At 68.8% G+C, this 14244-nt stretch carries 14 protein-coding genes; 7 read left to right on the top strand and 7 right to left on the bottom strand.

Going from position 1 to position 14244, the window contains the following annotated elements:
* Positions 1–104 precede the first annotated feature (104 nt).
* Complete coding sequence (locus ACX12F_RS09700) at positions 105–2117, top strand: cytochrome c oxidase assembly protein (RefSeq protein ID WP_459369365.1); 2013 nt, start codon at positions 105–107, stop codon at positions 2115–2117.
* Between the two features lie 49 nt (positions 2118–2166).
* On the opposite strand, the gene ACX12F_RS09695 is transcribed toward ACX12F_RS09700, so the two are convergent.
* Positions 2167–4332: a heavy metal translocating P-type ATPase gene (locus ACX12F_RS09695; protein WP_459370294.1), complete on the bottom strand. Its 2166-nt coding sequence runs from the start codon at positions 4330–4332 to the stop codon at positions 2167–2169.
* Between the two features lie 200 nt (positions 4333–4532).
* On the opposite strand from ACX12F_RS09695, the gene sigC reads away from it, so the two are divergent.
* From sigC to ACX12F_RS09670, 5 genes are all read left to right on the top strand, one after another.
* The gene (gene sigC / locus ACX12F_RS09690) at positions 4533–5087 is read left to right on the top strand and encodes an RNA polymerase sigma factor SigC (RefSeq protein ID WP_138229737.1); all 555 of its coding nucleotides are present in this window, start codon (positions 4533–4535) and stop codon (positions 5085–5087) included.
* A 75-nt stretch (positions 5088–5162) separates the two neighbouring features.
* Positions 5163–5621, top strand: coding sequence for a hypothetical protein (locus tag ACX12F_RS09685; protein WP_459369364.1), 459 nt, complete (start codon positions 5163–5165; stop codon positions 5619–5621).
* Positions 5622–5649: 28 nt separating this feature from the next.
* Positions 5650–6207: a DUF5134 domain-containing protein gene (locus ACX12F_RS09680; protein ID WP_459369363.1), complete on the top strand. Its 558-nt coding sequence runs from the start codon at positions 5650–5652 to the stop codon at positions 6205–6207.
* 18 nt (positions 6208–6225) lie between these two features.
* Positions 6226–6942, top strand: a complete 717-nt coding sequence (locus ACX12F_RS09675; RefSeq protein WP_459369362.1) for a YcnI family protein — start codon at positions 6226–6228, stop codon at positions 6940–6942.
* The gene (locus tag ACX12F_RS09670; protein ID WP_459369361.1) at positions 6939–8399 is read left to right on the top strand and encodes a copper resistance CopC/CopD family protein; all 1461 of its coding nucleotides are present in this window, start codon (positions 6939–6941) and stop codon (positions 8397–8399) included. The genes ACX12F_RS09675 and ACX12F_RS09670 overlap by 4 nt, the downstream gene beginning before the upstream one ends.
* Positions 8400–8418: 19 nt before the next feature.
* Here the strand turns inward: ACX12F_RS09670 and ACX12F_RS09665 are convergent, their stop codons facing one another.
* The gene (locus ACX12F_RS09665) at positions 8419–8913 is read right to left on the bottom strand and encodes a polyadenylate-specific 3'-exoribonuclease AS (protein ID WP_459369360.1); all 495 of its coding nucleotides are present in this window, start codon (positions 8911–8913) and stop codon (positions 8419–8421) included.
* Positions 8914–9780, bottom strand: a complete 867-nt coding sequence (locus ACX12F_RS09660; RefSeq protein ID WP_459369359.1) for a hypothetical protein — start codon at positions 9778–9780, stop codon at positions 8914–8916.
* Between the two features lie 84 nt (positions 9781–9864).
* Between ACX12F_RS09660 and ACX12F_RS09655 the strand changes: the two genes are divergently transcribed.
* The gene (locus ACX12F_RS09655) at positions 9865–11136 is read left to right on the top strand and encodes a glycosyltransferase 87 family protein (RefSeq protein ID WP_459369358.1); all 1272 of its coding nucleotides are present in this window, start codon (positions 9865–9867) and stop codon (positions 11134–11136) included.
* A gap of 169 nt (positions 11137–11305) precedes the next feature.
* Here the strand turns inward: ACX12F_RS09655 and ACX12F_RS09650 are convergent, their stop codons facing one another.
* The 4 genes from ACX12F_RS09650 to ACX12F_RS09635 form a co-directional block, all read right to left on the bottom strand.
* Complete coding sequence (locus ACX12F_RS09650; RefSeq protein WP_459369357.1) at positions 11306–12007, bottom strand: lysophospholipid acyltransferase family protein; 702 nt, start codon at positions 12005–12007, stop codon at positions 11306–11308.
* 87 nt (positions 12008–12094) lie between these two features.
* On the bottom strand, positions 12095–12520 hold the full coding sequence (locus ACX12F_RS09645) for a hypothetical protein (RefSeq protein WP_459369356.1): 426 nt from the start codon (positions 12518–12520) through the stop codon (positions 12095–12097).
* Positions 12517–13770: an ArsA family ATPase gene (locus ACX12F_RS09640; protein WP_459370293.1), complete on the bottom strand. Its 1254-nt coding sequence runs from the start codon at positions 13768–13770 to the stop codon at positions 12517–12519. Before ACX12F_RS09640 ends, ACX12F_RS09645 begins: the two co-directional genes overlap by 4 nt.
* Positions 13763–14200 carry an SRPBCC family protein gene (locus tag ACX12F_RS09635; RefSeq protein WP_459369355.1) on the bottom strand — a complete coding sequence of 146 codons (438 nt, stop codon included), beginning with the start codon at positions 14198–14200 and terminating at the stop codon, positions 13763–13765. Before ACX12F_RS09635 ends, ACX12F_RS09640 begins: the two co-directional genes overlap by 8 nt.
* Positions 14201–14244 lie beyond the last annotated feature (44 nt).

Below are 14244 nucleotides of genomic sequence, written 5' to 3'. Positions count from 1 at the left end.
TGGTCGGCCCGCGCGGCCAGGAGTTCCTGCGCCCGGGAAATTTCTACGACACCTGGTCGTAGACTGGGCGTGATCAGTTCTTCAGGTGGAAGGCCGGTATTTCGATGGGCACGGACGAGGCGCCGTCGCCGCGCCAGACCGGCAGGTTCGCAGCAGGGCGAGCGAAGCGACGGGATCAGTCACCGGGGCCAGCGAAGCGACGGGATCAGCTCGTGCCGTTGCTGGGGTATCTGGCCGCGCTGGTGGCACTGGTCGCCTACGCACTCATCTCGGGCGACCAGCGTTTTGTTGCCACGGGCGACAGCTACCCCGGCACGCTCACCTCGTGCGCTGAGCCGGTGGGGTACTTCACGGCCGTCCTCGCCGGCGCGATCTGCCTCGGTGGGCTGTTCTACATCGTCACCACCGCGCGACCGGACTCCAAAGGCGTCATCGACCCGCCGGCCTTCCGGATCCACCTTGTGCTGGAACGGGTTTCACTGGTGTGGCTGGTCGCCTCCGCGCTCATGGTTGTGGTGCAGGCGGCGACCGACGCCGGCGCCCCGGCGCTGCGGCTCGTGGAAAGTGGCCGGCTGGGCGAGGCCATCGGCGCCTCGGAGATGTCCCGCGGCTGGATCGCCGCAACCGTGTGTGCCGCGGTGGTAGCGCTGACGCTGCGGTTCAGCGTGCGCTGGATCGCGATGGTCGTGCTGCTGCTGCCCAGCGTCATCGGCGTGCTGGCACTGCCGGTCACCGGCAACGCGAGCGAAGGCCCCGACCACGACTACACCACCAGCGCCGTGATCGTGCTCGCGGTGGTGCTGGCGGTGCTGGCCGGCACGAAGATCGCCGCCGTCGTCAGCCCACCGGCCGCCGACCTCTACCGGCGCGTGCTGCTCATCCAGGTCGCCTGCGGAACCGCGGCCCTGATCTACGGCGTGCTGCTGCTGGCCGAACAACTCGGCCCCACCGGGCTGACGGGCAGCGGCTATGGGCGGTGGGCCATCGTCGCCGCGATAGCGCTCGCCGCGTCCTGGATCACCGATGCCGCGGCACTGCGCCGCGCCAAGCCGTCACCGCCGGCCACCTGCCTGCCCGCGATCACCGCGCTCGCCGCGGTGTCCGCCATGGCCGTACAGACGGCGCCGCGTCTACTGCATCACCAATTCACCACGTGGGACATCTTCCTCGGCTACGAACTGCCGGACCCACCGAATGTGGTTCGGCTGCTGACGGTCTGGCGGTTCGACACCTTCATCGGCATCGGTGCGATCGTGCTCGCCGGCGCGTACGTGTACGCCTATCTGAAGCTCCGCCGCCGCGGCGACGAATGGCCCGCCGGCCGGTTGCTCTCGTGGCTGATCGGCTGCGCCGTACTGCTGTTCACCACCAGCTCGGGTGTGCGCGCCTACGGGTCGGCGATGTTCAGCGTGCACATGGGCGAGCACATGACCCTCAACATGTTCGTCCCGGTGCTGCTGGTGCTGGGCGGTCCGGTGACCCTGGCGCTGCGCGCCCTGCCACCCGCGGGTCCCGACGCCCCGCCGGGGCCGCGCGAATGGATCCTGTGGCTGGTGCACTCGAAAGTCACCGCCGCACTGTCGAATCCGATCGTGGCTTTCGTACTGTTCGTCGCGTCGCTGTACGCGGTGTACTTCACCTCGATCTTCAACACCCTGGTGCGCTACCACTGGGGCCACGAGTTGATGAGCGTGCACTTCCTTCTGGTCGGCTACCTGTTCTACTGGGGCATCATCGGCATCGACCCGGGCCCGAAGCGCCTGCCGTTCCTGGGCCGGCTCGGATTGTTGTTCGCAGTCATGCCTTTTCACGCGTTCTTCGGCATCGCCACCATGACCATGACCGCCACCATCGGCGGGCCGTTCTACAAGTTCGTCGGCCTGCCGTGGCTGTCCAGCATCGGCGCCGACCAGCACCTCGGTGGCGCCATCGCCTGGGGCTCGAGCGAACTGCCGGTGATCCTGGTGGTCATCGCGCTGGTGGCGCAGTGGGCCAAGCAGGATCGCCGCGCCGCATCGCGCTCGGACCGGCACTCTGACGGTAACTACGGCGACGACGACCTGGATGCGTACAACGCGATGCTGCGCGAACTGGCCCGCCAGCGCGGCCAGCAGTAAGGGATTTGTGCACGATCAGGTCCGCTCAGCGCACCAGATCGTGCACAAATCACCGGAAGTTACGCAGCCGCAGGCTGTTCGACACGACGAAGAACGACGAGAAGGCCATGGCCCCGCCCGCGATCAGCGGGTTGAGCAGGCCGGCCGCCGCCACCGGGATGGCGGCGATGTTGTAGCCGAACGCCCACACCAGGTTCATCTGGATGGTGCGCATGGTCGCCTTGGCCAGGTCCAGGGCCTGCGGCACCGAATCCAGGCTGTCGCGGACCAGGATGATGTCCGCCGCGCCGATCGCGACGTCCGTGCCGCGGCCGATGGCCAGACCCAGATCCGAGCAGGCCAGCGCCGGGCCGTCGTTGATGCCGTCACCCACCATCGCGACCATGCGGCCGCGGTCGCGCAGCTGCTGGATGACGTCGACCTTGCCGTCCGGGAGCACGTCGGCGATGACGTCCTCGATGCCCACCGCGGCACCGACCGCCGCGGCGGCCGCCGGGTTGTCGCCGGTCAGCAGGATGGTCTTCAGGCCGCGCTCGTGCAGCGCCGCGATGGCACCCGCCGCCGATTCGCGGACCGCGTCAGCCACCGCAACGGCACCGCACAGCGCACCGTCGACGGCCACGAAAACCACCGTCTCCCCGCGGGATTCCGCGCCGCGTCGCGCCTCGGAGAGGGCCGCGGGCACCGCGGTACCGCCGGCCACCCAGGACGGCTTGCCGATACGCACCCCGCGCTCCCCCACGAAGCCGACGACGCCGCGGCCGGGGACAGCCTGGAAATCGGTGACGGGCTCGTGCTCCGGCGCGGCCGTCGTGATGGCCACTGCGACCGCATGCTCGGAGGCCGACTCCACCGCCGCGGCCAGCGCCAGCACGTCCTCGTTCTCCCAACCGTCGACTGCGGTGACGGCGGTGACGGCCAAATGGCCGGTGGTCAGGGTGCCGGTCTTGTCGAAGACGACGGTGTCGACGGCCCGGATCGCTTCGAGCGACCGGTGCCCCTTCAGGAAGATGCCGAGTTGGGCGCCACGTCCGGACGCCACCATCATCGCCGTCGGTGTGGCCAGGCCCAGCGCACACGGGCAGGCGATGACCAGGACCGCAAGCGCCGTGGCGAATACCTTGTCCGGGCCCGCACCGGCCAGGGCCCAGCCCAGCGCGGTCAGCGCGGCGATGCCGAAAACGCAGGGCACGAACACTGACGAGATGCGGTCGGCGAGGCGCTGCGTCTCGGCCTTCTGCGCCTGCGCTTCCTCGACCAGCCGCACCATGCCGGCGAACTGGGTGTCCGCGCCGACTGCGGCGGCTTCCACGATGAGCCGGCCGTCGAGAACGATCGTGCCGCCGATGACGCTGCTGCCCGGCGTGGCCCGGACCGGCTTGGCCTCACCGGTCATGACGCTGGTGTCGACGGCGGCCGAACCCTCGACCACGAGTCCGTCGGCCGCGATCGTCTGGCCGGGGCGCACCACGAATTTCTGCTGTTCGGCGAGCTCCTCGGCCGGGATGACCATCTCGGTGCCATCGCCCAGCAAGATCGAGACGTTCTTCGCGCTCAGCGCCGCGAGCGCCCGCAACGCACTGCCCGCCTTGGACTTGGCCCGTGCCTCGAAGTAGCGGCCGGCCAGCACGAACACCGTGACACCCGCGGCGACCTCGAAGTAGATCGCGTCGCTGCCGGCCAGGGCCTGCCAGACGCCGGTGCTGTTGGTGGCGTGATGGCCCACGAACATCGTGTAGAGCGACCACACCGTGGCAGCGGTCACGCCGACCGAGATCAGCGTCTCCATGGACGCGGCCCGGTTGCGGGCATTGCGCAGCGCCACGCGGTGGAACGGCCAGGCGGCCCACGTCACGACCGGTAGGGCCAGGGCGGTCAGGATCCACTGCCACCCGGTGATCCGGGTGCTCGGGACGACGGCGAACATCACCGACAGGTCGGCGAGCGGGACGAACAACACCGCGGCCACCAGCAGGCGGCGCAGCAGGTACCGGGCGTGCGACAGATCCTCGTCGTCGCGGTCCGCGTTGGTCACACCCGAGCGGGGCTCGGCCTCATAGCCGGCCTTGCGGATCACGTCGCACAGATCGGTATCGGCGATGTCGGGGAGCGCGTCGACCGTCGCCACGCGGGTGCCGAAGTTCACGGAGGCGCGGACACCCGGCATCTTGTTGAGCGTGCGCTCGACCCGCGCGGCGCAGGCACCACACGACATGCCGGTCACGTCGAGTTGCACCCGGCGGGCGGCCGCACTGTCGTCGGCGGCTGCGGCAGCGCCGACCGCGCTGCCACCCACTGTGCTGACCGAGGCCGTCATCATCCTCCTATTGTCCCCGCGTGAGCGGACCAACCCAAAAATATTGGTCGGATGTGCCCGGCTGTGAGTTCCCGGCACTCGTCACATATGGTCGGGCTGTGAACAGCCGCGGCGACGACGACGAAGTGACGCGCCTGGCGCTGGCCGCCGGCCGGGGTGATCGCGCCGCGTTGGAGCAGTTCATCAAGGCTACCCAGCGCGATGTCTGGCGCACCGTCGCCTATCTCGACGAGCCCGGCAGCGCCGACGATCTGACGCAGGAGACCTACCTGCGGGCGCTCGGCTCGCTGTCCCGGTTCCGCGGCCGGTCGACCGCCCGCACCTGGCTGTTGTCCATCGCGCGCCGCGTTGTCGTCGACCACATCCGGCGTAAGCAGTGCCGCCCGCGCAGCAGCGCCGCCATCGAGCCCGAGACCGTCATCGACATGCACCAGCCGACGGCGCGGTTCGAGGACATCGTCGAGATCCGGATGCTGCTCGACGGGGTGGACTCCGACCGCCGGGAAGCGCTGCTGCTGACCCAGGTTCTGGGTTTGTCGTACGCCGAGGCCGCCGAAATCTGCGGTTGCCCCGTCGGCACCATCCGCTCCCGGGTCGCCCGGGCCCGCGACGATCTCCTGCGCGCCGCGAACCAGGACCAGAGCGCGGGCTGACCCGTCGCGGAACCCGCGGGGGCGCGCATCCGACCAACTCTGCGAAACTGTTCTGCAGACTGAACGGAGCTCGGCTTGTCCACCCGCCACGCGATCGACCTCGAACACACCCTCAGCGCCATCGGGCGCCGGGTGTTCGATGAAGTCTGGATCGGCCCCGCGCGCCGCTACCCCACCGCCGTCGCTGTCGTCGTACTCGCGGTGTCCGCCGGCGTCTGCTGGTCCGAAACCCATCGCTGGGTACCGACGGTCGTCGCCGTGCTGTTCACCCTGGCTGCGGTCGCGTCGGCAACAGCCTTGTGGCGCAAGCGGTTCCGCGTATGTTGCGCCGCGCTGTACCTGTCGGGCGTGGCCACCGCGGCGGGGTTCGGCGCGGTGTGGTGGTGCCAGACGTCGCCGGCCCGGGTCGCGGTGTGGTGGCCGCTGGCCGGCTTAGTGTCAGCCGCGGTCTTGGCCGTCTGCTGGCTGGGTGTGGCGCTGACCCCGCTGGACCGATCGCAACCGGACATGCGGGCCAAGACTTCCGGGAACTGAAAACCTCTTTCATCCGACTAATAACAGCGTGATCGCCGACTCCACCCTGCGCTGGGCGCTGACTGTCGTGTTCGCGGTGGCGGCGCTGCTGTTCGCGGGCGCCGGGCGGCGGGTCCCCGGGCAGCGCGGCGTCGGGGTGTGGCACGCACTGGCGTCGGCCGGCATGATCGCGATGCTCTGGCCGGCCGGCATGCGGGTGTCACCGCTGCTGTACGTCCTGGTGTTCACCGCCGGCGCGTTGTACTTCGCCTACCTCGCGCTGTTCGGCTTCGAGCTGCCGCACCCCGTCTACCACTGCACCATGATGGCCGCGATGGCACTGATGGGCCTGCTGATGGCGCCGAATGCCGGCGTCCCGGTAGCAACCGCGCAAGCCTCCGGCCACCACAGCGCGCACCTCGGTCACGGCGCCGTCGCCGTGACGCCCCCGGGCTGGTTCACAACGGTGTGCGTCGTGCTCGCGATCGGATTCTGCGCCGCCGCGCTGTGGTGGTTCTACCTGCTGGTGCGCGGGCCGAAGCGCCCGTATGCCGACCTGCTCATGGCGCTCGGAATGAGCGCCGCCTTCGCTGTCATGGCCGTCTGACCCTCCCGAAAGGACAACATGCCCAGGCTGTTTCAGGCCGCTAAGCCTCTTCAGACCCTTGCCGCCGTCACCGCGACGGCGGCCTGCGCCGTCGCGGTGGCCGCGCCGGCTGCCGCCCACGTCAACGTGACCGGCGACGCCACCCAGGGTGGTTGGGGCGTGCTGAACTTCCGCGTGCCGACCGAGTCGGATACCGCGTCGACCACCGGCTTGCTGGTCGTCCTGCCCGATGACCAGCCGATCATCTCGGTCAGCACCCAGCAGAAGGCCGGCTGGACCGCCACCATCACCAAGAAGAAGCTGCCCGCACCGCAGAAGGACGACGACGGTGTCGAGGTCACGGAGTACGTATCGTCCGTCGAGTGGAAGGCCACCGCTGCAGACGCACCCATCCCGCCGCATCAGTTCAACGTGTTCGCCATCTCGGCCGGCCCGCTGCCCAAGGTGAACACGCTGGCGCTCCCGACCGTGCAGACCTACAGCGACGGCAAGACGGTGAACTGGAACGAGAAGGCCACCCCGGGCCAGCCCGAGCCTGAGCACCCGGCCCCGACCCTGCACCTGAAGCCCGCCGGCGGCGGCGACCACGACCGGGCCACAGCCGCCGCCCCGGCGCCCGCGACACCCGCCTGGCCGGGCCTGACGGCGCTGGCCGTGTCGGTGGTCGCGCTGCTGCTGGGCATCGCCAACCTGGCATCGTCCCGGCGAAAGACGACGTCACGACCAGAGAATTGAGATCGGTCGCAGCGCTGCCGGTCGTCCTGTTGGCGGCCCTGCTCGCGCTCGTGCTGCCTGCTCCCCTCGCGCAGGCGCACGCCGTCCTGGTCTCCAGCGATCCGGTCGACGGCGCCTCCGTGCCGGACGCGCCGAACCGGGTGATCCTGACGTTCGATGAACCGGTTCGCCTGATCCCTGGTGCGGTACAGGTGATTTCGGCAACCGGGGGCCGGATTGACCAGGGCGTCCGGCAGCAGTCGGGCAACACCACCGTCGTACTCGACCTGCCGCCGCACCTGCCTCGCGGCAGCTACACCGCGACGTGGCGGCTGATGTCGGCCGACGGCCACGAGGTATCCGGGTCGGTGAGTTTCGGGGTGCAGCAAGCTCCGGAAGCACCGCCGGAGGCCCATTCGGTCCCCTCGTCCTCGGCCGCCTCGGCCGCCTCGGACGTCGCCCGCGGCCTCCGGTACACCGGCCTGGCGTTATGCGTCGGCGTACTCGCGGCGGCCCGGCTGGTGTGGGGTTGGGCACTCGCGCTGCGCAGAACCCGCATCCTGGCCGGCATCGGTTGGGTGCTGCTGGCCGCGGCGACCACCATCGATGTCGTCGCCACCGGAGCTGATGTGCGGCTCTACGTGCAGGCAGCCCTGCTCGTCGTACTTGCGGCGACCATCCGCGCCGGTACCCCTGTGTTCCTCGTAGTTGCGACGGCACTCGCGGTCAGCGTCGCCGCCTCCGGACACGCCGCGGCCGGGCCCGACCCGTGGTTGGCGACGACCGTCACCACCGTGCACCTGCTGGCCATGGCGCTGTGGGTGGGCGGACTGGGTGTCCTGACGCTGGTCGTCCTGCCGGCACGCCGGACCGACGAGCTGCAGCGCTGGTCGCGGGTGGCGTTCGGCTGCGTGGCCGCAGTCCTACTCAGCGGCGAGTACCAGGCGTGGCGGCAGGTGTCGCCCATCGAGTCGCTGTGGTCGACGGGCTATGGAATGGCCTTGTGCGCCAAGGTTTTCCTGGTGACGCTGATGGCCGCCCTGGCGTATCTGGGCCGGCGCAGACTCATCCAGGAACGGCTGCGTCGCACCGTGCCGCTGGAAACCGCGCTCGCGGTGTTGGTGCTGCTGATGACCACGGTGCTGACCGGAGAGCCGCCGGCCCGCACCACATATGGCCCCGGCTTCACCGCCACCGCCCCGCTGGATCAGGACCGGCAGGCACTGGTGCATCTCGACACCACGCGGCACGGCGCCATCCCGATCGACATCACCGCGACCGGCGCCACCGGGCTGCGGGGCACCCTGTCGAGCGCCGAGATCGCCTCCCTGCCCGTGCGTTTCACCGCGGGCACCGACGGCCGCTGGCACAGCACGTACGCGACCGCACCACGCCCCGGACTATGGACCCTGCAGCTGACGGTCCAGTTCGGCCCGAACGACGCAGCCGTCACCAGCGTGCCGTTCCGAGTCTGGTGAGGCTGCTACTCCAGCTGATTTACCGGGGCGCCGTCATCATCTCGGCGATCAGCCGATAGCGGTCCAGGTTGTGCCGCGCGTCGACCAGCGCATCGTGGGAGTCGCGCGGCCGCGGTGGCATCCGCGGGCTGCCGCAGTCCTCCCAGAACTGCCGCAGCTCGCGGGTGAAGCGCGGCATCGTCGGCGGCAGGTCGGCCATCGGCCCCCACAACTGGCACAGCACCACATGGTCGTAGGCGCCGATCCAGGCCCACAGCTCGATCGGTTCGTCGCCGTCGATGCTGAAGAAGTCCTCGAGCTCCGACCGGATCTCCCGGCGCGAACGCCACACCTTCGACGACGGCGACGGCAGCTTCGGCAGCACGTTCTTGCGCACCCAGGAGCCCGCCCGGTCGGGATCGAACTCCGAGGAGACGGCGTAGTACTCGCGGCCGTCTTCCGCGGCCACGCCGATCGAGATCAGCTCGATGGTGCGACCGTCGTCGATGAACTCGGTGTCGTAGAAGTACTTCATTCAGGCAACCTCGGTCGGGATTCGGTCCGGCGGCGCGGGTGCCGCATGGATCTCACGGTCGAGTTGTTGGTCCACGGCCGCGTCGTCGGGAAACTTTGGCATACCGGCGATCGCATCCTGTAACCACAGCTTCGCCCGCACCACCGGCCGGCGCAGCCACCGCTCGCGTTCCAGCGCTTTGTGCATCTTCCGGGGCCTGCTCGTATACCGCCAACGGGCCCAGGGCGCGTGCGGCCGCGACAACCGGATGGCACCGACGACCAGCAGCGGTGTGATGAACATCCCAATCAGGCCGGTCCACACCTTGCCCTTGAGCAGCACGATGACCGCCATCGCCAGCGTGACGAGGGCCAGTGCCACGACCATGACGCGGGCCGCCACATCTTGGTCGGCACGCCAGACCGTGATGTCGAAGAACGACAGCGGGTTGAACCCGAGGACCAGCAGCCCCGCCACGGCGATCGCGACGAACACCGCGTCCACCGAGGTACGGCCGTCCTCGGCCCAGTACACGTCCGACAGATGCAGGATCAGCGCGAACTCGTCCAGGACCAGCGCCGCACCGATGCCGAAAAAGATTGCCGCCACGGTGAATTCCGGGACGCCGCCGTCGACCGCGAGAGTCACCATCGTCACCCCGGACACCATCACCAGCACCACACCGATCACCACGTGGTGGATGTGCAGGCTGCCATGACCGATGTTGCGCGGCTGCCACCATTTGCGCGGGGCCGGGTTGTCGGCGTGCGCGCGGATGTACCGCACCACGGTGCGCGTCACGAAAAACGTCAGGATGAACGCAATCAGGCACCACAACAACGGCAGCCGCCCACTGGACACGAACTCCGTAGGTAAGGGCGAGTGCACGGCCAGAAACTTACGCCCGTGTATGCGTGTCACTGCCCCGCAGGGCACCGGCGCGCCGGTGCCCCCGATAGGCTGTCCGGCGAGATGCGTATCAGACCCGGGGTGCTGCCTACCTCCGCAGGACCGCTGGCCTGGCGGCTGTTGCAGTTGCTGGCCACGTTGACGTTGGTATGGGGCGCCTGGCGGCTGCTGGGTCATACGCCGTACCGGATCGACATCGACGTGTACCGGATGGGCGGCCGCGCCTGGCTGAACAACACCCCGCTGTACAGCGAGAGCACGATCTTCCGTACTGAAGCGGGCATCGACCTGCCGTTCACCTACCCGCCGCTGGCCGCGATCATGTTCGCGCCGTTCGCCTGGCTCCCGCTGCCAGGGGCCAGCGTGGCCATCACGGTGACGACGTTCGCGTTGTTGCTGGTGTCCGTCGTGATCGTGCTGACCCGGCTGGACGTGTGGCCGCAGTCGGAACTCGGCGGCTCGGCCCTGGCCCGCCGCTGCTGGCTCGCCGCCGCCATCGTCGGACCGGCCATGCTGTTCCTCGAACCGGTGCGGTCCAACTTCAACTTCGGTCAGATCAACGTCGTCCTGATGACGCTGGTGATCGCCGACTGCGTCCCGCGCCGCACGCCGTGGCCGCGCGGTGTCCTGCTCGGGGTGGCCATCGCCCTCAAGCTGACCCCGGCGGTGTTCCTTCTGTACGTCCTGCTGCGTCGCGATTTCCGCGCGCTGCTGACGACGGTGGCGTCGTCGGTCGTGGTCACGCTGTTCGCGTTCGCCCTGGCCTGGGGCGATTCGTGGGAGTACTGGACCAAAACGGTCCGCAACACCGACCGCATCGGCACCGCGACGCTGAACACCAACCAGAACATCTCCGGCACACTGGCCCGGTTCGGGATGTCGGCGACGCCGCGATTCGTGCTCTGGGTGCTGCTGTGCTTCGCGGTGCTGGCGCTCACGGTGTGGGCGGCGCATCGGGTGCTCCGCGCGGGACAACCGGTGCTGGCCCTCATGTGCGTGGCGATGTTCGGGCTGGTCGTGTCACCGGTGTCGTGGTCGCACCACTGGGTGTGGGCCCTGCCGACCATGGTGACCATCACCGTGGTCGCCTACCGGGAGCGCAGCGCCACCCTCGCAGCGGTGAGCGCGATCGGCGCCTTCCTGCTGATCTTCACCCCGATCCGGCTGCTGCCCGAGCATCACGAGGTCGACGCGGCGCTGTGGCGCCAGGTGCTCGGCAGCTCGTACGTGTGGTGGGGACTGGCCGTCATCGCCGCAGCGGGCACCATCACCGGCCGCGGAACGCCGGCACCCGACGTGACGGAGCACATCGCGCCGGTCTCGGCAACGAACTGACCACGGGTCGCGTCCCAGCCGGCGCGACTGTGACCCCACGGCGGTCCGAGAGCCGATTTTCCGCCGCCGCGTTACGTTGGCGGAGCGGTGAGCGGGCTGAGGGAATCACCCAAGCCGAGGATTGCGGTCAGATGGTGACAGCGACTCTCGGCGTGTCGTTCTGGCGCGTTCAGCCCGCTTTGATCGCGGGCGGCGGCGTCTTGCCCTCTTTGACATCGGCCGCGTAGAGGTCGACGTACTCCTGGCCGGACAGTCGCATGAGCTCGTACATGACCTCGTCGATCACGGCGCGCTCGATGAACCGGTTACCGGCCAGGCCCTCGAAGCGACGGAAGTCCATCGGCTTGCCGAACTTGACCTCGACGCGGCCGAAGTGCCACATCTTGCTTCCGGGCGGGTTCACGACATCGGTGCCGATCATCGCGACCGGGATGACGGGGATGCCGGTCTCCAGCGCGATACGGGCCAGGCCGGTCTTGCCCTTGTAGAGCTTTCCGTCCGGCGACCGGGTGCCCTCGGGGTACATGCCCAGCAATGTGCCCTGATCCAGGATCTTGGCCGCGGCGGTCAGCGCATCGGCCGCAGAGTCCGCGTTGGTGCGGTCGATGGGCACCTGGCCGGTCGACGAGTAGAAGAACTTGGTCAACTTGCCCTTGATGCCGGTGCCGTTGAAGTACTCGGCTTTGGCCAGGAAGTAGATCCGTCGCCGCAGCACCAGCGGCAGGTAGAAACTGTCCGCGACGGCCAGGTGATTGCTGGCCAAAATGACGGCGCCACTGTCCGGAACATATTCGAGCCCCGTGACTTTCGGACGGCCCAGAAGGCGCAGCAACGGGCCCATCAAGATGTACTTGTAGAACCAGAAGAACATCGAACCTCCCGCTGCGGGCCCCCGGACGGTGCCCTCGACAACTTTACCTACCGACTGTCGGCCCGACCACAGCGCGCAGCGGACTGGTCATTCCTCCACAGATACCGGAATGGACTGATACCGGCCCGGACCTGGTGAAGTCTCGGGATCGTCGGACTGGGGGTGTCTGCCGCCCGGACCGGACGGGTCCGTCGGCGGTTCCGGATGCGGGCCCACAGGCCCCCGGTCGGCGAGCGCGGCACGCACCGCGTCCAGAAAGGTGGTGCTGTGTTCGGCGATGGCCGTCAGCATCGGATGCTGCTCATCGTTGGCCAGTGCGACAAGCGCACATACCGGGCACCACACCTGGTTGCAGTCACTCGGATTCTCGCCGTCGGCGAGCATGGCCACGGACAGTCGCACCACGGGGTCGATCTTGTCGATCAAGGCCTGGGCCAGCAGCCGCAGGTCCACCGGTAAGTCGCCGAGGAATTCGGCCCCGAATGCCCCCGCCCCGAAATTGGTGTGCGTCACTTGGGCCACACCTCCGGGTCAGGGCGAAAACGGACAGTCAGTTCACAGCCACGCAACGACGCGCCGGTCACGATGCAACGGCGTAGGACAGATGCCAACGGGACCCGGCGCCGGGTGCCGCCCGAGCCGATGATCAGGTCATCGTCGACGCGCCCCAGAGTCAGGGACTCCGGGTCGATTTGCGGCAATTCTATCCGCAGCCGGTAGACGGCGGCCAATCCTGAACCCGATTCGCGGTCGACGATGGGGCGCGGCGGGGCGGGCGGCGGGGCACCGTGGCGCAGCCGTGACGCCTCCAGCAGCTCCCCCAGCGCCTTGGGCCCGATGGGCTCACCCGCCAGATGCGGCACCAGCACCAGCCGCACATCGCCGACGGCGGCGTCCAGGTCGCTGAGCATGCTGCGCTGCTCGGCGATGCGCTCGGCGTACCAGTCGAAGGCCGGGTGCGCCGGCAGGTTCACATACTCGTACGAATCGTCTTGGATCAGAACCTGATTCACGATCAGCTCGGACACGTGCACGCCCATCAAGGTGAGCGACGCCAGGGTCCGCACCGCCTCGGCCACCACCACCCGTTCCGGGGTGAGCACCAGATGCGCGGTGACGTGCGGCTGGTCCAGCAGCTCGCCCAGCGCCTCGGTGGCGGCGGCCAGCCGCTCGACCAGCGCGACCATGGCGATCGTCTTCGTGTCGGCCAGACCGACCGACAGCCGCCGGTGCCGCGGCCAGGCCTTCTCCAGGTACAGCGCGAATGCCCCGGGCAACGTCAACATCCGCATCGCGTCGGCCGTCGAAGCACAGTCGACGATCACGTGGTCCCAGTTGCCCGACGCCGCCAGCTCGGCAACCTCGTGCAGTCCCAGCACTTCCTGAATTCCCGGCAGCGCCGAAAGCTCTTCCGGTGCAACATCTCCCACATCGGATTCCGGGAAACGGGCGACCAGCACCGCGGCCACCTCACGCCACCGGGCTTCCAGCAGTGCCAGGGTGTCCAGTGCCAGGGCGTCGACGACGACGCCGGCGCCATCGTCGACGGGCACCTGCGTGGGCGCCCGCAAGCCGGTCGGCGGGACGTCCGCGCCGAGCACGTCGCCGGTGGAATGCGCCTGGTCCGTCGAGACGATCAGCACGCGCTGCCCGGCCCGCGCATCACGTACCGCGGTGGCCGTGGCCACCGTCGATTTCCCTACTCCACCCTTACCGACGAACAGACTGATCCTGGCACGCCCAGCAGGGTCCGCCTCACTCAGACTCGACTCGCTTCTTCAGATCCTTGAGCGCCGTGTCGGTCAGCCGCCGCTCGGCTTTGCGCTTGAGCAATCCGATCATCGGAATCATCAGATCGACCGACAGTTCATATGTCACCTCGGTGCCAGAACCCTTGGGCGACAATCGGTATGTGCCTTCGAGCGCCTTCAGCAGCGTGCTGGACACCAGGGACCAGCTCACCGACTCGCGGTCGGCGGGCCACCGGTAGGCGAACACCATGGTGTCCTTCAGGACTGTGGCGTCGAGGACCATCCGGGCCGTCTTGGGGTTTCCGTCGGGGTAGATGTCGAGGACCTCGGTCTCCGGGTACTCGGCAACCCAGTCGGGATATGAGCCGATGTCGGCGATAACGTCCATCACGGTCGCCGGATCGGCGTCGATGTAGATGGTCTGCGCAGTCTTGTCCGCCACGTTTCCACTTCCCCGAGTTAACGATGCCGACACAGGCGTCGGAC

It is taken from the genome of Mycolicibacterium sp. HS_4_1 (assembly GCF_054515875.1).
Note: the sequence above shows the minus strand (reverse complement) of the source record. Positions and strands in the feature narration are given on the sequence as shown.

Bases quoted from the DNA above. Each gene is read 5' to 3' on its own strand.
- ACX12F_RS09700 (WP_459369365.1), top strand. From the start codon at position 105: ATGGGCACGGACGAGGCGCCGTCGCCGCGCCAGACCGGCAGGTTCGCA.
- ACX12F_RS09695 (WP_459370294.1), bottom strand. From the start codon at position 4,332: ATGTCGTGTGGTGCCTGCGCCGCGCGGGTCGAGCGCACGCTCAACAAG.
- ACX12F_RS09675 (WP_459369362.1), top strand. From the start codon at position 6,226: ATGCCCAGGCTGTTTCAGGCCGCTAAGCCTCTTCAGACCCTTGCCGCC.
- ACX12F_RS09665 (WP_459369360.1), bottom strand. From the start codon at position 8,913: ATGAAGTACTTCTACGACACCGAGTTCATCGACGACGGTCGCACCATC.
- ACX12F_RS09655 (WP_459369358.1), top strand. From the start codon at position 9,865: ATGCGTATCAGACCCGGGGTGCTGCCTACCTCCGCAGGACCGCTGGCC.
- ACX12F_RS09650 (WP_459369357.1), bottom strand. From the start codon at position 12,007: ATGTTCTTCTGGTTCTACAAGTACATCTTGATGGGCCCGTTGCTGCGC.